General features: G+C 56.8%; 23 protein-coding genes and 2 pseudogenes. 12 read left to right on the top strand and 13 right to left on the bottom strand.

All coding sequences use genetic code 11. The annotated features are described in order from the left end of the window. Positions 1-133: 133 nt before the first annotated feature. Positions 134-2,077 (top strand): bifunctional 2',3'-cyclic-nucleotide 2'-phosphodiesterase/3'-nucleotidase, encoded by a 1,944-nt coding sequence (locus IAE50_RS19205; RefSeq protein ID WP_200580974.1) that lies wholly within the window; start codon positions 134-136, stop codon positions 2,075-2,077. A 36-nt stretch (positions 2,078-2,113) separates the two neighbouring features. Here IAE50_RS19205 and IAE50_RS19200 read toward each other — a convergent pair whose 3' ends face one another. Continuing rightward, on the bottom strand, positions 2,114-2,509 hold the full coding sequence (locus IAE50_RS19200; protein ID WP_094419208.1) for a helix-turn-helix domain-containing protein: 396 nt from the start codon (positions 2,507-2,509) through the stop codon (positions 2,114-2,116). Positions 2,510-2,593: 84 nt separating this feature from the next. Between IAE50_RS19200 and IAE50_RS19195 the strand changes: the two are divergent. The 3 genes and pseudogenes from IAE50_RS19195 to IAE50_RS19185 form a co-directional block, all read left to right on the top strand. After that, positions 2,594-3,452: pseudogene (locus IAE50_RS19195) on the top strand (SDR family oxidoreductase); the annotation flags it as partial. A gap of 70 nt (positions 3,453-3,522) precedes the next feature. Further along, positions 3,523-4,347: an AraC family transcriptional regulator gene (locus IAE50_RS19190; RefSeq protein WP_094419206.1), complete on the top strand. Its 825-nt coding sequence runs from the start codon at positions 3,523-3,525 to the stop codon at positions 4,345-4,347. A 73-nt stretch (positions 4,348-4,420) separates the two neighbouring features. After that, on the top strand, positions 4,421-5,386 hold the full coding sequence (locus tag IAE50_RS19185) for a DMT family transporter (RefSeq protein WP_200580973.1): 966 nt from the start codon (positions 4,421-4,423) through the stop codon (positions 5,384-5,386). Between the two features lie 27 nt (positions 5,387-5,413). Here the strand turns inward: IAE50_RS19185 and IAE50_RS19180 are convergent, their stop codons facing one another. Next, a complete protein-coding gene (locus IAE50_RS19180; RefSeq protein ID WP_200580972.1) occupies positions 5,414-7,069 on the bottom strand; it encodes a methyl-accepting chemotaxis protein in 1,656 nt (551 codons plus the stop codon). A gap of 273 nt (positions 7,070-7,342) precedes the next feature. Here IAE50_RS19180 and ytfE point away from each other — a divergent pair, with 273 nt between their 5' ends. Next, positions 7,343-8,008, top strand: coding sequence for an iron-sulfur cluster repair protein YtfE (gene ytfE / locus IAE50_RS19175; protein ID WP_094419203.1), 666 nt, complete (start codon positions 7,343-7,345; stop codon positions 8,006-8,008). 58 nt (positions 8,009-8,066) lie between these two features. Here the strand turns inward: ytfE and cycA are convergent, their stop codons facing one another. Further along, on the bottom strand, positions 8,067-9,479 hold the full coding sequence (cycA, locus tag IAE50_RS19170; RefSeq protein ID WP_076768994.1) for a D-serine/D-alanine/glycine transporter: 1,413 nt from the start codon (positions 9,477-9,479) through the stop codon (positions 8,067-8,069). 295 nt (positions 9,480-9,774) lie between these two features. Continuing rightward, the gene (gene fklB, locus IAE50_RS19165) at positions 9,775-10,395 is read right to left on the bottom strand and encodes an FKBP-type peptidyl-prolyl cis-trans isomerase (RefSeq protein ID WP_054803029.1); all 621 of its coding nucleotides are present in this window, start codon (positions 10,393-10,395) and stop codon (positions 9,775-9,777) included. Positions 10,396-10,658: 263 nt separating this feature from the next. Between fklB and IAE50_RS19160 the strand changes: the two genes are divergently transcribed. After that, the gene (locus IAE50_RS19160; RefSeq protein ID WP_200580971.1) at positions 10,659-11,300 is read left to right on the top strand and encodes a LysM-like peptidoglycan-binding domain-containing protein; all 642 of its coding nucleotides are present in this window, start codon (positions 10,659-10,661) and stop codon (positions 11,298-11,300) included. A gap of 21 nt (positions 11,301-11,321) precedes the next feature. Here IAE50_RS19160 and IAE50_RS19155 read toward each other — a convergent pair whose 3' ends face one another. The 5 genes from IAE50_RS19155 to rpsF form a co-directional block, all read right to left on the bottom strand. Beyond that, complete coding sequence (locus IAE50_RS19155) at positions 11,322-12,251, bottom strand: DMT family transporter (RefSeq protein ID WP_200580970.1); 930 nt, start codon at positions 12,249-12,251, stop codon at positions 11,322-11,324. 207 nt (positions 12,252-12,458) lie between these two features. After that, positions 12,459-12,908, bottom strand: a complete 450-nt coding sequence (rplI, locus tag IAE50_RS19150) for a 50S ribosomal protein L9 (protein WP_042711846.1) — start codon at positions 12,906-12,908, stop codon at positions 12,459-12,461. A gap of 41 nt (positions 12,909-12,949) precedes the next feature. Continuing rightward, positions 12,950-13,177, bottom strand: coding sequence for a 30S ribosomal protein S18 (gene rpsR, locus IAE50_RS19145; RefSeq protein ID WP_005974788.1), 228 nt, complete (start codon positions 13,175-13,177; stop codon positions 12,950-12,952). A 4-nt stretch (positions 13,178-13,181) separates the two neighbouring features. Continuing rightward, positions 13,182-13,496: a primosomal replication protein N gene (priB, locus tag IAE50_RS19140; RefSeq protein ID WP_023478447.1), complete on the bottom strand. Its 315-nt coding sequence runs from the start codon at positions 13,494-13,496 to the stop codon at positions 13,182-13,184. Between the two features lie 6 nt (positions 13,497-13,502). Continuing rightward, a complete protein-coding gene (gene rpsF / locus IAE50_RS19135; protein WP_042711843.1) occupies positions 13,503-13,898 on the bottom strand; it encodes a 30S ribosomal protein S6 in 396 nt (131 codons plus the stop codon). Between the two features lie 266 nt (positions 13,899-14,164). On the opposite strand from rpsF, the pseudogene IAE50_RS19130 reads away from it, so the two are divergent. Next, positions 14,165-14,350, top strand: a pseudogene (locus IAE50_RS19130) (hypothetical protein); the annotation flags it as partial. A gap of 10 nt (positions 14,351-14,360) precedes the next feature. Here IAE50_RS19130 and yjfP read toward each other — a convergent pair. After that, positions 14,361-15,110 carry an esterase gene (gene yjfP, locus IAE50_RS19125; RefSeq protein ID WP_200580969.1) on the bottom strand — a complete coding sequence of 250 codons (750 nt, stop codon included), beginning with the start codon at positions 15,108-15,110 and terminating at the stop codon, positions 14,361-14,363. 214 nt (positions 15,111-15,324) lie between these two features. On the opposite strand from yjfP, the gene bsmA reads away from it, so the two are divergent. The 3 genes from bsmA (at position 15,325) to IAE50_RS19110 (ending at position 18,145) form a co-directional block, all read left to right on the top strand. After that, positions 15,325-15,627 (top strand): biofilm peroxide resistance protein BsmA, encoded by a 303-nt coding sequence (bsmA, locus tag IAE50_RS19120; protein ID WP_232045518.1) that lies wholly within the window; start codon positions 15,325-15,327, stop codon positions 15,625-15,627. Positions 15,628-15,749: 122 nt separating this feature from the next. Beyond that, complete coding sequence (gene yjfN, locus IAE50_RS19115; RefSeq protein ID WP_042711837.1) at positions 15,750-16,040, top strand: DUF1471 family protease activator YjfN; 291 nt, start codon at positions 15,750-15,752, stop codon at positions 16,038-16,040. Between the two features lie 170 nt (positions 16,041-16,210). Beyond that, positions 16,211-18,145: a methyl-accepting chemotaxis protein gene (locus tag IAE50_RS19110; protein WP_200580967.1), complete on the top strand. Its 1,935-nt coding sequence runs from the start codon at positions 16,211-16,213 to the stop codon at positions 18,143-18,145. On the opposite strand, the gene IAE50_RS19105 is transcribed toward IAE50_RS19110, so the two are convergent. After that, positions 18,142-19,761 carry an isovaleryl-CoA dehydrogenase gene (locus tag IAE50_RS19105; RefSeq protein WP_200580966.1) on the bottom strand — a complete coding sequence of 540 codons (1,620 nt, stop codon included), beginning with the start codon at positions 19,759-19,761 and terminating at the stop codon, positions 18,142-18,144. The two genes, IAE50_RS19110 and IAE50_RS19105, sit on opposite strands and share 4 nt — an antisense overlap. A 192-nt stretch (positions 19,762-19,953) precedes the next feature. Here IAE50_RS19105 and IAE50_RS19100 point away from each other — a divergent pair, with 192 nt between their 5' ends. Continuing rightward, positions 19,954-21,243 carry an MFS transporter gene (locus IAE50_RS19100; protein WP_124970403.1) on the top strand — a complete coding sequence of 430 codons (1,290 nt, stop codon included), beginning with the start codon at positions 19,954-19,956 and terminating at the stop codon, positions 21,241-21,243. 54 nt (positions 21,244-21,297) lie between these two features. On the opposite strand, the gene rlmB is transcribed toward IAE50_RS19100, so the two are convergent. Continuing rightward, complete coding sequence (gene rlmB / locus IAE50_RS19095) at positions 21,298-22,029, bottom strand: 23S rRNA (guanosine(2251)-2'-O)-methyltransferase RlmB (RefSeq protein WP_200580965.1); 732 nt, start codon at positions 22,027-22,029, stop codon at positions 21,298-21,300. A gap of 147 nt (positions 22,030-22,176) precedes the next feature. Next, the gene (locus IAE50_RS19090; RefSeq protein WP_200580964.1) at positions 22,177-24,102 is read right to left on the bottom strand and encodes a methyl-accepting chemotaxis protein; all 1,926 of its coding nucleotides are present in this window, start codon (positions 24,100-24,102) and stop codon (positions 22,177-22,179) included. A 688-nt stretch (positions 24,103-24,790) separates the two neighbouring features. Between IAE50_RS19090 and IAE50_RS19085 the strand changes: the two genes are divergently transcribed. Beyond that, positions 24,791-25,336 carry a YfaZ family outer membrane protein gene (locus IAE50_RS19085; protein WP_200580963.1) on the top strand — a complete coding sequence of 182 codons (546 nt, stop codon included), beginning with the start codon at positions 24,791-24,793 and terminating at the stop codon, positions 25,334-25,336. Positions 25,337-25,345 lie beyond the last annotated feature (9 nt).

The following is a 25,345-nucleotide window of genomic DNA, read 5'->3' as shown; positions in this document are numbered from 1 at the left end:
GCGCCGCGATCTGCCAACTGTGAGAGGGATTGCAGTTTTATTGCTCACTTTTATGGCACTATTCACAATTCTGTAAGCAACACACTGTACATAACAATTTCTTTTGTGGCTTAGATCGAAAAGGACGCCTCTGATGATTAAGTTTAGTGCAACGCTTTTGGCCACGCTGATTGCGGCCAGCGCGCAAGCGGCAACGGTGGATTTACGAATTATGGAAACCACTGATTTGCATAGCAATATGATGGATTTTGATTACTACAAAGACTCGGCAACGGAAAAATTTGGCCTGGTGCGCACCGCCAGCCTGATTAATGCCGCGCGCGGCGAAGCGAAAAACAGTGTGCTGGTCGATAACGGCGACTTAATCCAGGGCAGCCCGCTGGGCGACTATATGGCGGCGAAGGGGCTGAAAAAAGGGGATATTCACCCGGTCTACAAGGCGCTGAACACTCTCGATTACGCGGTCGGCAACCTCGGCAACCACGAATTTAACTACGGGCTGGATTACCTGCATATGGCGCTGGCCGGGGCGAAATTCCCCTATGTGAACGCCAACATCATCGATGCCAAAACCAATAAACCGCTCTTCACCCCTTATCTGATCAAAGAGACGCCGGTGGTGGATAAAGAGGGTAAAACCCACACCCTGCGTATCGGTTATATCGGCTTCGTGCCGCCGCAAATTATGGTGTGGGACAAAGCCAACCTGAGCGGCAAAGTGACGGTAAACGACATCACGGAAACCGCTCGCCACTATGTGCCGGAGATGCGCGCGAAAGGCGCCGATCTGGTGGTCGTCGTTGCTCACTCCGGTCTCTCGGCGGAGCCTTACCAGGCAATGGCGGAGAACTCCGTTTACTACCTCAGCCAGGTGCCGGGCGTTGATGCGATCCTGTTTGGTCACGCGCACGCCGTCTTCCCGAGCAAGGAGTTTGCCGCCATTAAAGGCGCGGATATCAGCAAAGGGACGCTGAACGGTATTCCGGCGGTGATGCCGGGCATGTGGGGCGATCACCTCGGCGTGGTCGACCTGGTGCTGAATAACGATGCCGGTAAGTGGCAAGTGAGCGACGCGAAAGCGGAAGCGCGGCCGATTTATGATGCCGCCGCCAAAAAAGCGCTGGTCGGCGAAGATGCCAAGCTGGTGCAGATCCTCAAGCACGATCACGATGCTACCCGCGAGTTCGTCGGTAAACCGATCGGCAAATCGGCGGACAACATGTACAGCTACCTGTCGCTGGTGCAGGACGACCCGACCGTGCAGGTGGTGAACAACGCGCAGAAAGCCTATGTTGAGCACTTTATTCAGGGCGATCCTGATCTGGCGAAATTACCAGTGCTTTCTGCCGCCGCGCCGTTTAAAGCGGGCGGGCGTAAAAACGATCCGGCCAGCTTTGTTGAAGTGGAAAAGGGGCAGCTCACCTTCCGTAACGCCGCCGATCTCTACCTCTACCCCAATACGCTGGTAGTGGTGAAAGCGACCGGCAAAGAGGTGAAAGAGTGGCTGGAGTGCTCTGCCGGGCAGTTTAACCAGATCGATCCCAATAGCGACAAGCCGCAGAACTTAATCAACTGGGACGGGTTCCGCACCTATAACTTCGACGTTATCGACGGCGTGAAGTACCAGATTGATGTCACCCAGCCCGCGCGCTACGACGGCGAGTGCCAGAGCATCAATCCCAAGGCGGAGCGCATTAAGAACCTGACCTTTGACGGCAAGCCTATTGATCCGAATGCGGTCTTCCTTGTTGCCACCAATAACTACCGCGCTTACAGCGGCAAGTTTGCCGGTACCGGCGACAGCCATATCGCGTTTGCCTCGCCGGATGAGAACCGCGCGGTGCTGGCGAAGTGGATCAGCGATGAGACGCAGCGCGCAGGGGAGATCCACCCGGCGGCGGACAACAACTGGCGTCTGGCACCGATCAGCAGCAGCCACAAGCTGGATATTCGCTTTGAAACTGCGCCATCGGAGAAAGCGGCGGCGTTTATCAAAGAGAAAGCGCAGTATCCGATGCAGAAAGTCGGCAATGACGAGATCGGTTTCGCGCTCTACAGCATCGATTTACGCAAGTAAGCAATTTACCCGCAGTCGGTAGCGGCTGCGGGTTGATTACGCCACATCGCGCTCGCGGTGATGGGCCATCACTTCGGGCAAGTTCAGCTCAATCCAGTCTGCCAGCGCAGCAACCTTTTCACTCACCTGCTCACCAAGCGGCGTCAGGCTATATTCAACATGTGGCGGCACCACCGGAAAGGCGACGCGGTTAACAAAACCATCCTGCTCCAGCCACTGCAGGCTCTGCGCCAGCATCTTCTCACTGACGCCGCCCATCTTGCGGCGAAGATCGCTAAAGCGGTGTGTCCCTTCGCGCAGGGCAACCAGAATTAAGACGCCCCAGCGGCTGGTGACGTGTTTCAGCACATCCCGGGAGGGGCACTGCTCGGCGAAGAGATTGCCGTCGCGCATCTGTTCGCTCAGGGTTTGTGGGCGAGTTTGCTGTTTCATACTTACCTTTTTGTACGTACTTACTAAAAGTTAGTTAGGGTGCTAGCCTACCACAACACTTACCCCCCACGCAGGAGAAACATCATGATTGCACTCACCGGCGCCACCGGCCAACTCGGCCAGTTTGTTGTAGAAGCCCTGTTAAAAACCGTTCCCGCAAAAGAGATTGTCGCCATCGTGCGTAACCCGGCGAAAGCCGAAGCGCTCAGCAAACAAGGCCTTATTGTTCGCCAGGGCGATTACAACGATCAGGCCGCCCTTACCCAGGCGCTGGCGGGCGTCGAAAAACTGCTGCTCATCTCCAGCAGCGAAGTTGGCCAGCGCGCCGCGCAGCACCGCAATGTGATCAACGCTGCGAAAGCCGCAGGGGTGAAATTTATCGCCTACACCAGCCTGCTGCATGCCGATACCTCACCGCTTGGCCTGCACGTTGAGCATGTGGAAACCGAAAAGCTGCTCGCCGAATCCGGCATCCCGTTTGCCCTGCTGCGTAACGGCTGGTACAGCGAAAACTACCTCGCGAGCGCACCGGCGGCGCTGGCGCACGGCGTCTTCATCGGTGCGGCGGGCGAGGGCAAAATTGCCTCGGCAACGCGTGCCGATTATGCCGCTGCTGCCGCGCGTGTCATTAGCGAAGAGGGTCATGCCGGCAAGGTTTACGAACTGGCGGGCGACAGCGCCTGGACGCTGAGCGAACTGGCGGCGCTGCTGAGCGAGGCGAGCGGTAAGAAAGTGGTTTACCAGAACCTGAGCGAAGCGGATTTTGCCGCCGCGCTGAAAGGCGCAGGTCTGCCGGACGGGCTGGCAGAGATGCTGGCGGATTCCGATATTGGTGCCTCGAAAGGTGGGCTGTTTGACGATAGCCAGACCCTGAGCAAACTGATCGGGCGCCCGACCACCTCGATCGCCGACAGCGTTAACGATCTGCTGTAACGTTAATAATTGGTTAAATTTTATAGCCTCTCACCGGGTCATCCCTAATAATAGAGGGCATGTTCCGGGGGAGGTGAAGTGTGGAAGGCGTACCTGAGCAGTTTATTGACGAGCGCGACAGCGCGCGGTTTCGCCACCTGGCGCAGTTGCCGGGGGTGGAGCTGTACCATGCGCATATCTCCCGCTACGCCTTTGAGCCACATACCCATGAAGCGTTTGGCATTGGCGCGATTGAATCCGGTGCCGAGCGCTTTCGCTATCGCGGGACGCAGCATGTCGCCCCGACCAACGCGATCGTCACCATGAACCCCGATGAGATCCACACCGGCGAAGCGGTAGGTGAAGAGGGGTGGCGCTACCGTATGGTCTATCTTGACCCCGATCTGCTCGAGCAGGTAACCGGCGTGCGTCACTGGTGGTTTCGCGATGTCACGCGCCTCGATGCGCTGCGCGCGCGCCAGATCTCCAGCCATATTTATGCCCTCTGGCACACCGACGATCCGCTGGCGCAACAGGGCGTGCTGCTCGATCTGATTGATACCTTTCGCCCGCTGGCGCAGCACGCGCCGCAGCGCCCGGAAGGAGCGCACCGTTTTGAGCGGGTGCGCGAATACCTGCATGACAACTATATGCGCAGCCTGACGCTCGACGATCTGGCAAGCGTCGCGGCGCTTAGCCCCTATCACTTCCAGCGCCAGTTCAAAGCCCATTTCCACGTCACGCCGCACCAGATGCTGATGGCAATCCGCCTGTGGCGCGCCAAGCATTTTCTTACCCAGGGAATGCCTGCGGCAGATGTCGCTGCCCTCACTGGCCTGACGGATCAATCCCACCTCACCCGCGCCTTCACCCTGCGCTACGGCATTACCCCGGTACGCTACCAAAAGCAGGTTGCGCGCCGATAATGCGCAATCTCCTACAATACGCCCCCGCCCTGCTCCCCTACACTGGCGTCAACCAGATAAAAGAGGTGAAGAGATGGTAAGTGGTGTGTTGTATGCCTTGCTCGCCGGGCTGTTTTGGGGGCTGATTTTTGTCGGGCCGCTGATCGTGCCGGATTACCCGGCCGCCCTGCAATCGACGGGGCGCTACCTGGCGCTGGGGCTGATCGCGCTGCCGCTGGCGTGGCTTGGGCGCGCGCGTCTGCGCCAGCTAACGCGCGGCGACTGGTGGACAGCGCTGTGGCTCACGTTAATGGGTAATCTGATCTACTACGTCTGCCTTGCCAGCGCTATTCAGCGCACCGGCGGCCCGGTGTCGACGATGATTATCGCCACGCTGCCGGTGGTGATCCCGGTGTGTGCCAACCTGCTTTACAGCCAGCGTGACGGCAAGCTCGCATGGGGCCGGTTGCTACCGGCGCTGATCGCCATCGCTGTCGGGCTGGGGTGTGTGAATGTTGCCGAACTGCGGCAGGGCATTGCGGATTTTAGCTGGAGCCGGTATGGATCAGGCATAGCGCTGGCCTTTGTTTCCGTGGCCTGCTGGGCGTGGTATGCGCTGCGTAACGCGCGCTGGCTGCGGGAAAACCCGGATAAGAACCCGATGATGTGGGCAACGGCGCAGGCGCTGGTGACGCTGCCGTTGTCCCTGGTAGGCTATCTTGCGGCGTGTCTGTGGCTTGACGTTCAGCAGCCCGGCTTCGCGCTCCCCTTCGGCCCGCGTCCGCTGCTGTTTATCGGCCTGATGTTCATCATTGCGGTGCTCTGCTCGTGGGTGGGTGCGCTGTGCTGGAACATTGCCTGCCAGCGTCTGCCGACGGTGATTGTCGGCCCGCTGATCGTCTTTGAAACCCTTGCCGGGCTGCTCTATACCTTCCTGCTGCGCCAGAGCCTGCCGCCGCTCTTAACCCTGCTCGGCATTACCCTGCTGATTGGCGGCGTGGTGATGGCCGTCGCGTCGAAACCGCAGAAGGCCCGCATCACTCAGCTTGAGCAACCATAAAAAAACCCGGCTTACGCCGGGTTTTAATCAGAAGGTTTCCCAGTTGGCTTCGTTAACGCTGGCCGCAGCCGGCGTCTTCGCCATCGCAACCGGCGAGCGCAACGCAGGACGCTGAACGTCACGGCTGCGGTTCACTTTGAACACCGCAACGGTTTCGGTCAGGCGCGCAGCCTGCTCTTCCAGCGCAGCGGCCGCAGCGGCGGACTCCTGCACCAGCGAGGCGTTCTGCTGGGTCACGCGATCCATCTCCGCAACAGCCTGGCCAACCTGGTCGATACCACGGCTCTGCTCATCGGACGCAGAGGAGATTTCGCCCATGATATCCGTCACACGCGTTACCGCGCTGACGATCTCAGCCATGGTTTCACCGGCTTCGTGAACCAGCGCCGAACCGGCGCTTACGCGGTTACCGGAGTCATCAATCAGCCCTTTGATCTCTTTCGCGGCCTGCGCGCTGCGCTGTGCCAGCGTACGCACTTCACCTGCCACTACGGCAAAACCACGACCCTGCTCACCGGCACGCGCGGCTTCTACCGCGGCGTTCAGCGCCAGGATGTTGGTCTGGAAGGCGATACCGTCGATCACGTTGGTGATCTGGGCGATTTTGCTGGAGCTGGCGGCGATTTCGTCCATTGTACGCACCACGCCATCCACCACTTCACCGCCTTTCTTCGCGGTACCGGACGCGTTAAGCGCCAGCTGCGTTGCCTGACGGGCGTTGTCGGCGTTCTGTTTCACCGTCGCGGTCAGCTGCTCCATGCTGGCTGCGGTCTCTTCCAGCGAGGCCGCTTGCTGCTCGGTACGCGAGGAGAGATCGTTGTTACCGATAGAGATTTCACCAGCACCGGTATAGATAGTGTCTGCGCCATCGCGCACCACGCTGACGGTTTTCACCAGCGACTGCTGCATCTCCTGCACGTTCTGCGCCAGACGCGCCATCTCGTTGGAGCCTTCGGCGTGGATCGCGTGGGTCAAATCACCGGTCGCGATATGGCGAATGTGGCCCATAACTTCATGCAGCGGCTTCAGCAGCACGCGCTGCATTGCCACCCAACTCATAGCGATAACGCCCAGCACAACAACCATCACTGCCGCCAGGATCCAGAGAATGCGGATGTAGTCATGTTCGTTCTGCTGCACGCCTTCGCTGGCAAGCCTTGCCTGCTCGGCGCGCCAGGCGCGGTAGCTCTTCTCCATCCCTTCCTGTTTTTTCTGCGCATTCTGACGGAACATATCTTCCAGCTTACCGGCCAGCAGCAGGCGGTTCATCTCGGTCAGCGTTGCGTGGTAGGTGGTGTACTGCTTCTCCAGCTCGTCAGAGAGCGCCTGGTCCATACCCGGCGTCTGCGGCAGCTTGTAGTAAATATCGTAATGCTGCTGCGCCTGGTTAAGCAGGTTGGTGGCGTCTTGCACCAGCTCACCGAGCTGGCCACCGTTAATCTGGCTGGCGGTGCTGCTCTGTAAGCGCAGCATGCCGCGGTTCAGGGTCACACGCGCCTGGTTGAGGCTGATCCACGCATCGGTAAATTCGGATACGTTCTGGCTCGATACCTGGGAAACATTGAAGTTGTGCTTGTCATTGTTTAGCGCACTAATGAAAACGCCAGCTGAAATCAGCTGAAGTGCGCCAAGCACAACTAAAACCATGATTAATAAAGTTATAACTTTGATACGTTTGAACATCGTCGGCCTTTATTGCGTACAGAATATTGTCAGAACAGTGTCTATCGGCAGCGATGAAAAGTTGTTTAATGTCAATAATTTGCCCTATCCAAAACTTTCCAGAAAAAGTAATTGTATTCAATGTGTTAATTTCGAAAGATTTTTTGTGATGCATATCACGGTTTTTCACGCAGTAAAGGAATAAAGGCTGCCGCGTTCTCCGTAAGGGGTATATCATCGCCATAAAGATGCATTTAAAATACAACTTATAGATTCCACGATGAGGTAACTGCTATGGCTTTCCGCGATCAACCCCTGGGCGAGCTGGCGCTCTCCATCCCCCGCGCCTCTGCTCTGTTTCGTAAATATGATATGGATTACTGCTGCGGCGGTAAGCAGACGCTGGGCCGCTCGGCGGCGCGTAAAGAACTCGATATCGATGCTATCGAAGCCGAACTGGCGAAACTTGCTGAGCAGCCTCTCGACAAAGAGTGGCGCACGGCGCCGCTGGCAGAGATCATCGACCACATCATTGTGCGTTACCACGATCGCCACCGCGAACAGCTGCCGGAGCTGATTCTGCAAGCCAGCAAAGTGGAGCGCGTCCACGCCGATAAACCGAATGTGCCGCGGGGGTTAACCAAGTACCTCACCATGCTGCATGAGGAGCTCTCCAGCCACATGATGAAGGAGGAGCAGATCCTCTTCCCGATGATTAAACAGGGCATGGGCGCGCAGGCGATGGGGCCAATTAGCGTGATGGAGAGCGAGCATGATGAAGCGGGCGAACTGCTGGAGGTGATTAAGCACACCACGCAGAATGTGACGCCGCCGCCGGAAGCCTGCACCACCTGGAAGGCGATGTATAACGGTATCAACACGCTGATTGATGATTTGATGGAACACATCAGCCTGGAAAATAACAATCTTTTCCCGCGTGCCCTCGCAGGCGAAAAATAAAAAGACGCCCGAGAGCGTCCTTGATATGGAAGTTTAGAGCCGCCCTGCGGCTCTTTTTTTATGGTTTGCGGTTAGCAATGCGCTTCTTACCGGCAAAGAGCCAGCCCGCGCCGAGCACCACGAACCACAGCGGCGTGACGATCAGCGCCTGACGGGTGTCCGCTTCAAGGGTCAGCAGCACCAGCACAAACAGGAAGAACGCCATGCATACCCAGCACATCACTTTGCCGAGCGGCATCTTGTAGATCGATTTTTCGTGCAGCTGCGGGCGCTGTTTACGGTAGACCAGGTACGAGCAGAGAATAATTGTCCAGACGAACATAAACAGGATCGCCGACACGGTGGTGATCATGGTGAACGCCGCAATCGCACTCGGGTTGACATAGAGCATCACCACACCGCCCAGCAGGCAGATGCAGGAGAAGGTGAGCCCTTTCGCCGGTACCGCGCGTTTAGAGAGCTTGGCGAACGCTTTCGGTGCCACGCCATCCTGCGCCAGGCCAAACAGCATACGGCTGGTGGAGAAGACGCCGCTGTTGGCGGAAGAGGCGGCAGAAGTCAGCACCACAAAGTTGATGATGCTCGCCGCCGCCGGAATACCGACCAGCACAAACAGCTCAACAAACGGGCTCTTATCAGCTACCACGGAACTCCACGGCGTGACCGACATAATGACGATCAGCGCGAAGACGTAGAACATGATGATACGAATCGGAATCGAGTTGATGGCGCGCGGCAGGGATTTCTCCGGATCTTTCGTCTCGGCAGCGGTCGTACCAACCAGTTCAATACCGACAAAGGCAAACACCGCTATCTGGAAACCAGCAAAGAAGCCGCTGATACCTTTCGGGAAAAAGCCCCCCTCATTCCACAGGTGGCTGAAGGAGGCTTCAACGCCGGTCGGCGATTTGAAATGCATCAGCACCATACCGACGCCGACGATAATCAGCGCCACAATGGCGACGATTTTGATCATCGCGAACCAGAACTCCATCTCGCCGAACATTTTCACCGTCGCGAGGTTGAGGCTCAGCAGCACGACGACCACGGCCAGCGCGGCGATCCAGTCGGCAAGGCCGGGGTACCAGAATTGTGCATAGGCGGTAATGGCGACCACATCCGCCATGCCGGTGACGACCCAACAGAACCAGTAGGTCCAGCCGGTAAAATACCCCGCCCACGGCCCGAGCAGGTCGGCGGCGAAGTCGCTAAAAGATTTATATTCGAGGTTGGAAAGCAGTAATTCGCCCATCGCACGCATAACGAAAAACAGCATAAAGCCGATGATCATATAAACGAAGATGATTGACGGACCGGCGAGGCTAATTGTTTTGCCGGAACCCATAAATAAACCGGTACCAATAGCACCGCCAATAGCAATTAGCTGAATATGCCGGTTCGTAAGATTACGCCGTAGCGACTGTTCAGCCGGAGCCGCATTATCAGCGTCGGCTTTAACTTGATCTACCATGTTGTTTTCCTGTCTGTGTTGTTGGGCTCTGCTGGCCTTTACGTGTCTGCTTCGTCCTTAATGGACGCATCGATATTAGGTAAGAATCGGCGGGATGAATACTCTGAATTAAATCGAATGTTAAATATTTGTTTAAAGTGAGTGTTATATCACCTGGCAAATGCGAAACAGCTCACAAAAATACACCTGATTGTGCGCTTTGCAAGATAATATATTGCTAATAGTTCTGTTTACCAACGATCCGCGAAGTCAGAAACCCTCTCCGTTATTAAAAGAGAGGGCTTCACGCTGGAGCTTACAGAATTTCCAGCAGTTCCACTTCGAACACCAGCGTGCTGAATGGCGGGATGGATGCGCCAGCGCCGCGCTCGCCGTAAGCGAGGTTGTGCGGAATGGTCAGTTCCCATTTGGAGCCAACCGGCATCAGCGTCAGGGCTTCGATCCAGCCTGCGATCACGCCGTTAACCGGGAATTCAGCCGGTTCGCCGCGCGCGACGGAGCTGTCGAATACGGTGCCGTCGATCAGCTTACCGGTGTAGTGGACGCGTACGCGGTCGGTGCGCGCCGGGATAGCGCCTTCGCCCTGGGTGATAACGCGGAATTGCAGACCGGATTCGGTGCTGTTAACGCCTTCGCGCTCGCGGTTTTCATCAAGGTATTTCACGCCTTCTGCCGCCATCTCTTCGAAACGGGAGCGACGAACCGCGTCAGCACGTTCGTGGATTTCACGCAGCGCGCGATGAACAACGTCTACCGGTACAGCAGGCTGTTTGCCCGCCAGCGCATCGGCAATACCCGCGACCAGCGCTTCCGGTAACAGCCCCTCTAACCCGGATTCGCTCAGCTGCTGTCCTACCTGCAAACCAATGCCGTAGCTGGCTTGCGCTTCGATCGTGTCAAAAGTTGGGGTGGTCATGGGTTTTCCTTCCATCGCTTTTTAAAGTAGCGCGCAGCATAACAGCCGCCCTGGGCCAGGCACAACTTTGTCACGGGAAAGATGACAAAAGGGCGCGAAAGGGAAAGAATGGTTCACGTTAGCAAAACCCTGCATTGTGGTGACAAAATAGTAGTTTGTACGGGCTTTCATGCGCTTAAACGCCGCGAACGCCAATGCAGGAAGATAAAGTGTATATACTCAACGAGACAGGATATTAAATGACGCGGAGCAGGAGGAGAGCCATGCCCGGGCGATTTGAACTGAAACCTACCCTTGCGAAGATCTGGCATGCCCCGGACAATTTTCGCCTGATGGACCCGCTCCCGCCCTTTCACCGTCGCGGCCTGATTCTGGCGGCGCTGCTGGTTATTATCGGCTTTCTATTGCCGACAACGGATGAGAGCGTGCCGCAGCGCAGCGGTGAGGCACGCGATGCGCAGCTCGATCTGCAAAACTCGCCGAATGTCGCGCCGCCGCAGGTGGTCAACGATCCGCAGCTTAACGCACCCAGCGCGGAAGCGTCGATGCAGCAGCAGGAGTCGATTGAGCAGCAGCCTTCCACTGAGCAGCAGCCCACCGCAGAGCAGAACAGCCAGCCGCTGGCGACCAACAGCGGCATTGAGCAGCAGTGGCGCACCTACCGGGTGGGCGAAGGGAAAACCCTCGCGCAGCTCTTTCGCGATCATAATCTGCCGCCAACGGATGTCTATGCGATGGCGAAGGTTGAGGGCGACGGCAAGCCGCTCAGCAATCTGCAAAGCGGCCAGATGGTGAAGATCCGCCAGAACGCCAGCGGCGTGGTCACTGGCCTGACGATTGAGACCAGCGGCCAGCAGGTGCTCTTTACCCGCCAGCCGGACGGCAGCTTTATCCGCGCCCGCTAAACCTGATGCGCCGGGCAGCGATCACCCGGCGCGCTTATTGACCCACGCGATCCCCGTACAGACCAGCACCAGCGCGACAGCGTATTTCCACTCCAGAATATTCTCGCCGAGGAAAATAGCCGACAGCACCGAGCCCGCCACCGGAATCACAAAGTTAAAGGGCGCGATCATGCTGACGCGGTTCACTTTCAGCAGCGCGCTCCAGAGAGCGAAGGCGACAGAAGAGAGCAGTGTCAGGTAGGCGAGCACCGCGACTGCCGCCGCGCTATCCACCGCCAGCGTTCCGCCCGTAAGGTAGCCGCCCGCCAGCAGCGCCAGACCGCCTATCGCCAGCTGCCAGCCGGTCATCACCGTCGGATCGACCGTTTGCGAGATACGCTTACCGTACAGCGTGGCGGCAGAGAGGATAAACGCCGCCAGAATGACAAAGCCATCGCCCTGCCAGACAAAGCGGAAATCCGCCAGCCCGCTATGGAAGTTCACCAGCATCACGCCAGCGAAGCCCAGCACGCAGCCGAGGGTTTTGTTGTAGCTCAGCTTGTCATTGTGATAGATGAAGTGCGCCAGCAGCACGCTGAAGAAGGTGCCGGTAGCATTCATGATCGATCCGTTCACCCCCGTCGTATAGGCAAGGCCAATATAAAAGAAGGTGTATTGCAGCGAGGTCTGGGTCAGCCCGAGCAGCGTCAGCTGCCCAAACTGCGAAGCGCTCAGCCTGGCGATGGGTTTACGCTGCGCCAGCGCAAACAGCAGCAGTAGCGCCCCGGCAAAGAGAAAACGGTACCCGGCGAACACCACTTTAGAGGGGATGTCGTCCGTGGCGATATGGAACAGTTCATAACCGCTTTTGATCGCCGGGTAGGAGCTACCCCATAACAGACAGCAGAGCGTGGCGCAGGCGTAAGCGATATGACGCCGGGCAAAAACGGGAGCGGGCAGAGGGGAATCCATAGCTAATCTCAAAAATAAAATTGCGTTTCAATTTAGTATCTGAGAATGCGGCGCAAATAGCTACCGGGAAAGGCGGGAATTGTGGGCGGGGCAGAAAAGCAAAACGCCGGCACAAGGCCGGCGCTTCGTCTCTCGTTGTCGTTCACGTTGCAGAGGCGTTAGCGCCTGCAGACCCGAACAACTCAGAGCGCAGTGAAGAGTAAAAAATTACTCAGCAACTACGTTTACAGTCAGCTTAGCGAATACTTCGCTGTGAACCTGGAAGTCCACTTCGTGCTCACCGGTGGTACGCAGAACGCCGTTCGGCATACGAACTTCGCTCTTCGCCACTTTAACGCCAGCTGCAGTTACAGCGTCAGCGATATCGCGGGTACCGATGGAACCGAACAGTTTACCTTCGTCGCCTGCTTTAGACGCGATGGTAACGGTGCCCAGTGCATTGATTTGCTCAGCACGAGCGTTAGCAGCCGCCAGAACGTCAGCCAGTTTGGCTTCCAGCTCAGCGCGACGTGCTTCGAAATACTCAACGTTTTTCTTGGTAGCCGGAACAGCTTTACCCTGCGGTACCAGGAAGTTACGAGCGTAGCCCGCTTTAACGTTAACCTGATCACCCAGGCTACCCAGGTTTGCTACTTTATCAAGCAGAATAACTTGCATTACCTTATCCTCTCAAAGTCGTATTAATGGACCGTGACCGATTACTGATGACGATCAGTGTACGGCAGCAGGGACAGGTAGCGAGCGCGTTTGATAGCGCGTGCCAGCTGACGCTGATATTTTGCACGGGTACCGGTGATACGGCTCGGGACAATCTTACCGCTTTCGGTGATGTAGTTTTTCAGCGTAGCGATATCTTTGTAATCAATCTCAACAACGCCTTCCGCGGTGAAACGGCAGAACTTGCGACGACGGAAATAACGTGCCATTTGGCTAGTCTCCAGAATCTATCAATTCAATCTGCTCGGCATGCAGAACCATTTTGCTCAGGCCGTTCTTTGCCTTGTGGCAACTGATGAACCCCTGAACGGTTACTGCGCTACCGACCGTTATACTGTGAGTAATGGCCTGGTTCTCCTGCCCGCTGATTATTACAGGCATTTGGCACCACGCCTGCCGGTGAAAACCGGCTTCCTCCTGCACAGAGCGGTGCTCAAGCACGAACTGGCAGTGTGGAATTCCTGACGGGCTGACCTTTCGCAGCGGCGTCCTGCACACGGTGCCGGACAACACCAGACGGTTGGTCATCAGGAATTACTCTTCAGAATCCCCAGCATCTGCATCATCTGCGGTTTCATTTGCGAAATCATCGCGACGCTCACGGCGCTCGTCTTTCGCTTTAACCATCGGAGATGCTTCGGTTACCGCGTTCTTAGTACGCATAACCATGCTACGGATAACGGCGTCGTTGAAGCGGAAGTTTGTTTCCAGCTCATCGATCGCTTCCTGCGGCGCTTCAACGTTCAGCAGAACGTAGTGTGCTTTGTGCAGTTTATTGATCGGGTAAGCCAGCTGACGGCGGCCCCAGTCTTCCAGACGGTGGATCGTACCTTCTGCTGCAGTGATTGCACCAGTGTAACGTTCGATCATGCCCGGAACCTGTTCGCTCTGGTCAGGATGGACCATAAAAACGATTTCGTAATGACGCATCGAATTGCTCCTTACGGATTATTCAGCCTCCTGTCTGGGTCAGCCGAGGCCCGGGGAGGCAAGGAACGTGTTAAAGGTCGGCTGAAAAATTGACGCGTCATAATACTGGCGTCACCCCAGGAACTCAAGGTGAATTGCACAATTAATTCGCACTAAGCGCCAAGAGAAGCCGCCACGGCGAATTACACTTAACCAGCGCACCTCATAACCTAAGGAGAAGAGATGTACAGGCGATAGTTCCCGAAGACGTACTGGAGCGTAACATCATGAAATACATCGCAATTTTACTAGCAACCCTGCTGCTTAGCGCCCAGGCTAGCGCAGCGATCGCCCCTCCCCCACCGCAAGCCCGCAATATGGATGACGTGCAGAGCTTAGGTGTTATCTATATTAATCATAAGCTTACCGACGAAAGCGACGCCGAACCGGTGTTGGTTCAACGTCCGGATGCCGCCCCGCCGCTTAAAGATGACGGCTGAAGAAGCCGACCGTCGCCTCCAGCGCCTGCGGCGTAATACGATGAGCAACCCCCGCTTCCCACAGAGTGGTAAGCCTGGCGTCACGCTGTTCGTCGGCCAGCGCCTGCTGTAACCGGAAGGAGTCAGCTGCGGGCACAACATCATCCGCTTCGCCATGCCACAGCAGTAGCGGGCGATCGGCAATACACTCCAGCTGGTTCGTCACTTCCCACTTCGCCAGCGGCGCGAGAATAGCGTCGAACGTTTCCTGCTGCGCGGCGTTGGTGACCTCTAGCGGCGGGAACAGCGTGCGGGCAAGCGAGGTGAAGTAGCCCGATCCCATCAGGCTGGCGACGCAGCGCACCTCCGGGTGACGGGTCATAATGCCCAGCGCCGTCATGCCGCCCATTGATGCGCCGCCCACCGCCAGCCGGTTATCTTCAATCAGGTTGCGCTGGTGCAACGCATCGCGCAGCGCGGCAAACTCTTCAAGGTTGCCCAGCAGGATTTGCCAGAACTGACGCAAGCGGCGCTCAGCATTGCCGCTAAAGCGTGCGCCATGATCGGGCGCGTCGGGCATGATCACGCGAAAACCCGCCTGTGCCAGCGCGACGGCGAAGTAGCTGTAAACCAGCTTTGATGAGGTGAAGCCGTGGTAGAACACGACGCAGGGGAGCGGTTGTTGCCCTTTTCCGGCGGGGAAGGCGTGCAGCGCCTCATTACCTGCAAAGTGGTCTGTCTGAATTTCAATCATTTTACCCTCCGTGATCTATAGTGCAGATATGCCACTCGCAGCGGGCTGGCGCAAGCCAGATTCCGCATAAGCATTGCGCATGATGAGAGCCAGATTACGCTTTCAAAACACTTTCATTCGAAATCAGTGCTCAAGCTAACACTTCGGGAATATCACCCCCAAAGTGAAACCCATCAGGAACTACACTATGGCTATCAGTAGAGATAAGAAACCGATGCGCGCCCTGCTGCCGCTGCTGTTTGCCCTGCTTGTCAGCGGCTGTGCCGCGCTGGAAGGCAAACCGCAACCTGCGCCGCCGGCCACGGAAACGCCGCAAGAGATCAGTCGAAATCAGACGCAGGGATTGCGGGAGATCGGGGCGGTTAACGTCACGGTAATGGGCTCGCCCATGGATGTCGAAACAGCGCTCAAAGCCAAAGCCTCCGAGGCGAAAGCAGACTATTACGTCATCATCATGATGGATGACAGCGTATTCCCCGGCCGTTGGTATGGTCGCGTCCTGCTTTATCGATCGTAGCGAGGTATTGATTTTAAGGACTTTTACACTGCTTTGCGTCCATTGATGTTCTTCTGTGCACTATTGGGTTCTGACTTCTCTTGTGCGTAAGGAAGCCCCGATCCGACTCGGGGTAGCGAAAAATGGAGCTGACGACAATGAAACAATCTCTCGCCTTAAACTCGCTGTTACTCTCTGCCGGTATGCTGCACACCACTGCGCAGTCCGCCGAGTTCGCCTGCGCCGATCGCGTGACGGGGCTTAACGAAATTGGCCTTATCTCGGTCGATAACGTCGCAGGTAGCCAGCAAGATGTTGAGCGTGTCATTGCCCTGAAAGCGGATGAACAGGGTGCTTCCTGGTATCGCATTATTCGCATGCAGGAGGCGATGCAGGTTGATTCATGGCAGGTGCAGGCGATTCTCTACGCCTGAGTATCGTAAGTAAAAAGCCACCAAATCAGGGCGTTTCTTTATGCCCCTACTTTCTTTAAGATTATGTTATTCGGGTGATACATCCGTGTAACACATTGTTACAAATCTACGCTAAATGTTGTCCGCTCCCTGCCGTTAAGGAGGCTCACACATACAAAAACGGACACATTATGAGCGCCCTCTTTCGTCGTGCCAGCCTTGGTGCAAAGCTCTCTTTGCTGACTGGTGCAAGCGTTGCGACGCTATTTCTCTTGTTTACCTTTCTAATGAGCAACAACGCCAGCCAACAGCTGGAAACGCTGGCTATGGAAGATCTGCACAGCCAGTCCACCGGCGTGGTCGACATGGTAGAGATGTTCAACAGCAGCCTCACTGAAGAAGTTGAAAGCTACACCCGCTTGTTCGGCAGTTTCCTGCCGCAGCCGCTTGCCATTGATCCGCAGCAGCGCCGCGAGATTAACGGCATCGACGTTCCACTGCTGAAAGCTGGTGACGTTGAGCTGCACAACAACAACGCCATTCCCGATGATTTCCTTAACCGCACCGGCGCGATTGCCACCCTCTTCGTGCGCAGCGGCAACGAATTTGTGCGTGTTGCCACTTCCCTGCGTAAAGAGAATGGCGATCGCGCGATCGGCACCAAGCTCGATCCCGCCGGCCCGGCGTTTGCACAGGTGATGAAAGGTGAGGTCTATCGCGGCCTCGCGCTGCTGTTCGGCAAGCGCTATATCACCCAGTACCAGCCGGTAAAAGATGCCAGCGGCAATACCATCGCTATTCTGTTTGTCGGCGTCGATATCAGCCGCTCCTGGCAGGTGATGCGCGGCAAAATTCTTGGGCGCAAACTGGGCGAGAGCGGGCATTTCTTCGTGATTGACCGCAACCCTGGAAAAAACCTCGGTAACTACCTGTTCCACGGCGACCAGGAAGGCAAACGCCCGCAGTGGAGCGAAAGCGATCTGCAGGCGGTGCTGAACAACGAGAGCGGCACCCTGACACAACAGAGCGCCGATGGCCGCACGCTGCTGCTCTCCTACACCACACTGCCCGGCTGGAACTGGGCGGTCGTGGGTGAAGTCGATAAAGCCACGCTGCTGCACGATGTTAACGCGATGCGTAACCAGTTCCTGCTGGCGGGCGTGATCGTCTCCCTGCTCTTCGCGACGCTGTTTGTGGTGATTATTCGCCGCTGGCTGTCGCGTCCGCTGCGTAGCGTGATCGATCTGGCACAGCAGTATGCCGCAGGCGATCTGCGCGCCACGCTGGCAGTGGATCGTCACGATGAAGTCGGAGAGCTGATCGCCGCGATCAATGGCATTGGCGATGGGCTGCATAAAATTGTGCTGCAGGTGCGCGAATCCGCCGCCGAGATTAATCTAGGCACCAATGCGCTGGCCGCCGACAGCAGCGAGATCAGCGATCAAATCAATAAGCAGGCCAGCAGCGTGGAAGAGACCTCCGCCAGCATGGAGCAGATTGCCGCCACCGTGCAGCAAAACGCCGCCAATATGGAGCAGACTCAGCACCTGGTGAATGAAACCACTGACGCGGTGAAAAAAGGCGGCCAGACCGTCGAACACTCCGTTGAGACAATGGAAGATATTCGCGCCGCTTCACAGCGTATCGCCGATATTACCCATGTGATCGAGTCAATTGCCTTCCAGACTAACATCCTCGCGCTTAACGCAGCGGTGGAAGCGGCGCGCGCAGGCGAGCATGGCAAAGGCTTTGCCGTTGTCGCCCAGGAAGTACGCGCGCTGGCGGCACGCAGTGCTAACGCGGTGAAAGAGATCGACGCGCTGATTGGCGATACGCTAAAAAAAGTGGGCGAAGGTCACTCTCAGTCGGAAGCGACCCGCATCGCGATGCAGGCGATCATCAATCACATGAACAATATCAACCAGTTGGTTCATGAGATTAACCATGCGTCCCATGAACAGTCTGCCGGGATTAATCAGGTTAACCTGGCGATGACGCACATTGGCGATGCCACGCACATCAACGCCGGACGCGTGACCCAGAGTGAAGAGACCGCGCGCATTCTGCGTGAAAAAGGGGCGCATCTGAGCGAGCTGGTTAGCCTGTTCCGCTTAAAAATGGATTAATGGGCTCCGCCCGTGGCGCGCAGCAGCAGGTCACTTTTGACCTGTTCATCCAGTCGCGACGCGCCGCGGGTATCAAGCATCATCTGGCACCATGCCTGCGCTATCGGCGGCGATGCGTGCCGCAGCATTTGCGCACCGACGCCCAGTAGCCAAAGTTGCCGGGTAATCTCCCGCCCTTGCACCTCGTCCGGCTTACGCAGCCGCGGCTGGAGCTGTCGCCAGGCGCGTTCGAAATGGCGATCCCGCCCTTTGACCGCCGCAAACTCTTCGCTTAATAGCGCCAGCACGCCCGGCTGTTTGGCCAGCACGCGCAGCACATCCAGGCACATCACATTTCCCGAACCTTCCCAGATACTGTTGACCGGCACTTCGCGGTAGAGCCGCGGCAGTTCGCTCTCTTCGCAGTAACCGATCCCGCCCAGCACCTCCATCGCTTCGGCGACGAACGGTATGCCGCTTTTACACACTGCGAACTTCGCCACCGGCGTAAAGAGCCGCGCCCATAACGCGTCCTGTTCATCAGCCCGGTTATCCCATGCGCGGGCGAGGCGAAAGATCATTGCCGTTTGCCCCTCCAGTTGCAGTGCCATGCGGCTGAGCACGTCGCGCATTAAGGGCTGATCGACAAGGTTTTTGCCAAATGCCTGGCGATGATGGGCATGATAGAGCGCCACGGAGAAGGCGCGGCGCATCAGGCCGTGGCTGCCGAGCGCGCAGTCAAAGCGCGTCAGCCCGCCCATTTTGAGGATCTGGCGCACGCCGTCGCCCTCTTCACCCAGCAGCCAGCCGCAGGCGTCAACAAACTCCGCTTCGCTGCTGGCGTTCGAACGGTTGCCGAGCTTCTCTTTGAGCCGCTCGAGGCGCACGCCGTTACGCTCACCGTCCGGCAGAAAGCGCGGCACAAAGAAGCAGGAGAGCCCGCCCGGCGTCTGCGCCAGCACTAAATGCGCATCGCTTTGCGGCACCGAAAAGAACCACTTATGCCCCACCAGCCGGTAGTGATCGCCGCTCCTCTCCGCGCGTGTGGTGTTACTCAATACATCGGAGCCGCCCTGTTTCTCTGTCATCCCCATGCCGATAAGCAGCCCGCGCTTCTCCCCGCCCGGCAGCAGATGGGGATCGTAGCGATCGCTCAGCAGCGGTTGCTGCCAGCCAGCAAAAGCAGCGGGAAGTGCCTGCTGCAATAGTGGCGTGGCGGCAAAGGTCATAGTGACAGGGCACAGCGTGCCGGACTCCACCTGCGCATGCAGCACGAAACGGGCACTGCGCGCGACAAACGATCCGGCGCGCGCCTGCTCTTCCCACGCCAGGTTATGCACGCGGTTGCTGCACAGTCCCTGCATCAAAAGGTGCCAGGCCGGGTGAAAGCGCACATCATCCAGCCGCTCGCCGGTGCTGCTGTAGCGCAGCAGTTCCGGCGGATTGGCATTTGCCAGCCGACCAAGCTCAAGGGATTCCGCCGTGCCGAGCTGCTGGCCGATGCTGGCGAGCAGTTCTGCATCCCACGCCGCGCCCTCGCGCATCACTGCGTCGTAGAGCGGGCGGTCAGACAGAAACAGGTTGCTGTTATGCAGGGGAATGGGTTGGTTAAAAACGGTGTGCGTTTGCCAGCGCATGCTCTCGCCCTCCTTCAATGGCCACGCCGCTAAGTATGGACAGCCCGCGCTGGCGCTGCATGGGAGGGGGGTCACACAGCGGTAATATCATTGCGATCAATCGTGAAACGGCTCACATTATTCAGGAATAATATATTTCTCTGCGAACATTCTAATGAATAATTTATTCTCACCTTCACAACGAGAATCATTATGCATTCACCTCACCCTGCGCCAGATGCGCACAAGCGTGCGCTTATCGCCGGCTCGATTGGCAACTTTATCGAGTGGTACGAATTTGCGGTGTATGGCTTTCTCGCCACCGTGATTGCGAAAAACTTCTTCCAGCTGGCGGGCGACACGGGGTTGACCAGCCTGATCCTCACTTACGCCTCGTTTGCCATCGCCTTTTTCTTTCGCCCGCTGGGCGCGGTGCTGTTTGGGCGCATCGGCGATCGGCTCGGGCGCAAACCGACGCTGATTATCGTCCTGGTGCTGATGACGCTGGCGACCGCCGCTATCGGTATGGTGCCGGTCTATGCCTCGATTGGCATTGCCGCACCGCTGATCATTACCGGGCTGCGCATTTTGCAGGGGCTTTTTGCCGGCGGTGAGTATGGCGGCGCGGTGTCGCTGATGACCGAGTTCGCCCCGCGCGGTAAACGCGGGCTGTATGGCGCCTGGCAATCCTTTACCGTTGCGCTGGGGCTGCTCAGCGGCGCGGGCGTGGTGGCGCTGCTCTCGACGATCCTCACGCCGGAAGCACTGCACGAGTGGGGCTGGCGCATCCCCTTCTTCCTCGCCCTGCCGATGGGCGTGGTTGCGCTGTGGCTGCGAGTGAGCATGGAGGAGACGCCGAGCTTTGTGCAGCAGCAGGAGAAACCGGTCGCCCAGCGCGCCAACCGCGCCGCGACGCTGAAAGCGATTTTTATGGGTATCGGCCGGGTGATGGTGTGGTCCGCCGCCGGGTACACCTATCTGGTGATTATGCCGACCTACCTGCAATCGGCGCTGCATACCGGCTTTAACCAGGCGTTGCTGATTGCGGTGATCTCCAATGTCGGCTTTGCGCTGACCATCATTCCTGCCGGGATAGCGAGTGACCGTTATGGCCGCCGCACGGTGATGGTGACGGCGACCATCTTGCTGCTGATCCTCGCGCTGCCGCTGCTCAAAATCTTGCAGGCAGAGTCGAGCACGCTGGCGGTGAAAGCGGTGGTAGTGCTGATTGCGGGCGGTCTGGTGGGCGTGCTGGCAGGCCCCGGCCCGGCGATGTTGTCAGAGATGTTTCCGACGCGCGTGCGCTACACCGGCCTCGGAGTGGCCTATTCGCTCTCAAACGCGCTCTTTTCAGGCTGTGCGGGGTTGATCATTACCGGGCTGATTAAGGAGACCGGTAACCTGGATATTCCGGCCTATTACGTGATGGCGACAGCAGTGGTGAGTATTGCAGCGCTGATGACGCTCAATAAAGATGACCATCTGCGGTCGCTTGAGGAGTAACGGTGGCTATTACGTAGGCTGGATAAGCAAGGCGCCATCCGGCATTACGTGCACTTAACTGCGCTGGCGCACCGCTTCAAACAGGCAGATACCGGTCGCGACCGAAACGTTTAGCGAGGAGACGCTGCCCGCCATCGGAATGCTGATCAGCTCATCGCAGTGCTCGCGGGTCAGACGGCGCATACCTTCGCCTTCCGCGCCCATCACCAGCGCCATCGGGCCGGTCATTTTGCTCTGGAACAGGGTGTGATCCGCTTCGCCCGCAGTGCCGACGATCCAGATACTCTCTTCCTGTAACAGACGCATGGTGCGTGCCAGGTTGGTCACACGGATCAGCGGTACGTTCTCCGCCGCGCCGCAGGCCACTTTTTTCGCCGTGGCGTTCAGCTGCGCCGATTTATCCTTCGGCACGATCACCGCATGGACGCCCGCCGCATCGGCGCTACGTAAACAGGCCCCGAGGTTATGGGGATCCGTCACGCCATCGAGGATCAAAAAGAAGGGTTGATCGAGGCTGGCGATCAGATCCGGCAGATCGTTTTCCTGATACTGACGGCCAGGCTTAACGCGTGCAATGATCCCCTGGTGCACCGCGCCTTCGCTCTTCTCATCCAGATACTGGCGGTTCGCCACTTGGATCACCACGCCCTGCGCTTCCAGCGCGTGGATCAGCGGCATAAGACGCTTATCTTCGCGGCCTTTCAGAATAAAGATTTCCTGAAAACGCTCCGGGGCGCGCTCCAGCAGGGCCTGCACCGCATGGATGCCGTAAATCATTTCACTCATTGATGGTACTCATTTGGGGCGGTTTGCGCCGGGTTGTTAGGGCCGTGATAGATATCACCGGCGCCCATTATAACTAACCCACGCCTCAGGTCGAACTTAACCCGCCGCACGAGGCGGCAGGTTTATCTAAACCCCGGGCAATGCGCGTTAAAAACTCTCCCAGCTTGTCTCTGCCAGCGCCGGTTTAAGCGCGGCGGCCTTGCTTGCCGCTGGCTTTTTCGCGGCCTGCGCTTTATGGCCGGAGAGGGTAAAGATGGAGATGGTCTGCTCCAGCTCGCGCGCCTGCTCTTCGAGGGAGCTTGCCGCCGCAGAGGACTCCTCCACCAGCGCGGCGTTCTGCTGGGTGGTGGTATCCATCTCTGCCATCGCCTGACCAATCTGCGAGATGCCGCGGCTCTGCTCTTCAGACGCGCCGGCAATCTCATTCATGATATTACGTACCTGAGCCACAGAGGTGACGATCCCCTCCATCGCTTCACCGGCACCCGCCACCAGCTTAGAGCCGTTCTCAACCTGGCTGCCCGCTTCGTGGATCAGGGCTTCAATCTCTTTCGCCGCCGTGGCGCTGCGCTGCGCCAGCGTTCTTACCTCGCCTGCGACCACCGCAAACCCGCGTCCCTGTTCGCCCGCACGCGCCGCTTCTACCGCAGCGTTGAGCGCGAGGATATTGGTCTGGAAAGCGATGCTGTTAATAACGTTGATGATATCGCCAATTTTGTGCGAGCTGGCGCGGATCCCCTCCATGGTGGTGACCACTTCACCAACAATCTTGCCGCCGCGATCGGCGCTGGAAGAGGCCTCTGCCGCCAGTTTGCTGGCGTGGCTGGCGTTTTCCGCATTCTGTTTCACCGTCGAGGTCAGCTCCTCCATGCTGGCGGCAGTTTCCACTACCGCAGCGGACTGCTGTTCCGTACGCGAAGAGAGATCGATATTGCCGGCGGCAATTTCTGCCGAGGCGCGCGACACGCTCTCCACGCCGCTACGCACACGAGAGATCACCTCTTTCAGGTTCTCATTCATCACGGAAACCGCTTGCAGCAGCAGCCCCGGCTCATCGCGACGTTGGGTTGAGATGGACATGGTGAGATCGCCCTGCGAAATGCGCTCGGCAATATGCAGCGTTTCACGCAGCGGACGGGTAATGTTGCGGGTGATGCGCCAGGCAATCAGCAGTGCAATCGCAATGCCTACTGCGGCGGCAATCAGCATGATAGTCATCGCATGAGACATGGTTTCCTTCACCTGCGCCTGCTGCCAGACGAAGAAATTCTCAACGGATTCGTTTAACTGAGTGGCGGTACCGGTCAGGGTTTTCGACTGCGTCGCCTGATTGGCAAACGTAGTAACGAACTGGTCAATATTCCCCTGCAGGCTGGCAAGCTCGGTGGTCAATGCGGCATTTAAAGAGGCGAGATCTCCGCCCTGCGCGACCAGCGCTTGACCATATTCCGCGCTTTGCTGAAGCGCGGTGCTGAGACGGGCGGCGGTATCAGCGCTGCCGGAATCAATCAGCTCTTCAATTAACAGCGCCGACTGCTGCAACCGGGCTTCAAGGCGCACGGCCACCACCGCGCTTTCCGGTGTAAGGCTATCGCTGGTGCTCAGTGCCGCGGCCTGCCGGGCGATATCTTCAATCTTTGCGCTGCGCAACGCGGCGGCCAGTTCATTACGGTGCTGTATTGATGAGACAAAGACGCTCCTTTGTGCCATGTACGTTTCGGTTTGCTGTTGCAGGCTGTCAATTTTTGCCTGCCCTTCCTGGCTCCAGGAAAAGGTATCCAGTGTTTTCGCCAGCTCGATAATTTGTTGTAAAGCCTTGAGGTTTTTATCCGCGTTTTCTGCCGAGCCGGTATATTGATAAAGGGTGCGGTTAAGGCGTGCGGTGCTGAGTGTATTTACCATCTGCACGGTAACCGCTTCTTTGTCCGCATTTTCTTCAACTTTTTTAAAGCCAATAAGACCTGTTGCAACGGTAATCATCATAATAATAAGCACGATAATAAAACTGGAGGTCAGTTTTTTGCCGACGCTTAGATTATTCGCGATGTTTCCTACAAAAGCGGTAACGGACATACGGTTCACCATAAAGTTAGATTGGGGGCGCTATTTCCAGTTATCGTCAGCCCTAAAATTTAACTTTATGATTTATTCTTCAGCTTATGCGTAAAGTACAGTATTCATGATCTAAATCACGTATTACTGCAACGCACAACGAATTCATTTCGGCATAAAATATTACCACCTCGCTTAGGATATATCATATTTATTTAGCTTTTTAGCGGTGGCATTTTATTAGGGTGCTATTAATGTCGTTAAAAATAATTTTACACCACGCGGTTGCGCGCTGGAGCAAGCGTGCTTTAGCGAAGCGGAGCAGCCCCTCAGCAATGGCCGATAGATAATGCAAACCTGTAAGCAAGCAGGGTTATAAAGTTCGTGACAGATATAATTATTTCAAAGAATGTAACTGCATATTAAGGTCAAAGAGAAATGATTATTATTAATTGCGACGGTAATACTTTTCACATTTAAATCGATGGTTAAAAAAAGAGCAACCAGGGAAAATATTCACTATTAATTGAGGCGGGGAATTAAACCAACGCTAAACCAGACGGGTAACCAGCATTGACTTCGTTAAATAATAGCCATAACGAGCATTAAATATCAGTCGTTACGCAATTTACATTTTGAGACCAGCGCAATTTTTCAGACAGCCGCTCACTTGATAAGTTCATTGCGAAATTATTGAGGAGTAGCAAACGTGAAAAAATTATCCGTACTTTTATCTTTATCTCTGGTGATGGCATCGGGTTCAGCGCTGGCAATGGGTTTTACCGCCGAACAAAGTAAGAACTACACCAATCTCAATGCTGAATTAGGCAAAAGCTCAGACGGCTTATATGCAGAGAGCAACTGGGTAAAAAATACCAAAGATGGCGCGCAGCTCGGCAGCCTGGGCGTGGGCTATAACTTTGGCCTTGGTCCGTTGACCCTCTCAGCCGGCACAAAAGCCGTCTACCTCGGGCCGAAAAAAGGCGATAACGGCGTGGCCTTCCCGATTGGCGGCGGCATCGACTGGGCGCTGACGGACAGCATTCATCTCTATGGCGAAGGCTACTCTGCACCGGAAGGTCTGACCAACAGTGTGAAAAACTACGTTGAAGCGAATGGCGGCATCAAGTGGACACCTTTCACCCCGCTTACGCTCAAAGCCGGTTACCGCCACGCAAGCGTCGATGGCAAAGATGGTCGTCCGGGCCACACCATTATTGACGGGGCCTATTTGGGCGCTGGCGTCACCTTCTGATATTTGTGC

Source organism: Kosakonia sp. S42 (assembly GCF_016624785.1).
Taxonomy (GTDB): Bacteria; Pseudomonadota; Gammaproteobacteria; order Enterobacterales; family Enterobacteriaceae; genus Kosakonia; species Kosakonia cowanii.
The sequence above is the reverse complement of the archived record's forward strand: the minus strand, read 5'-3'. Positions and strand labels throughout refer to the sequence as shown.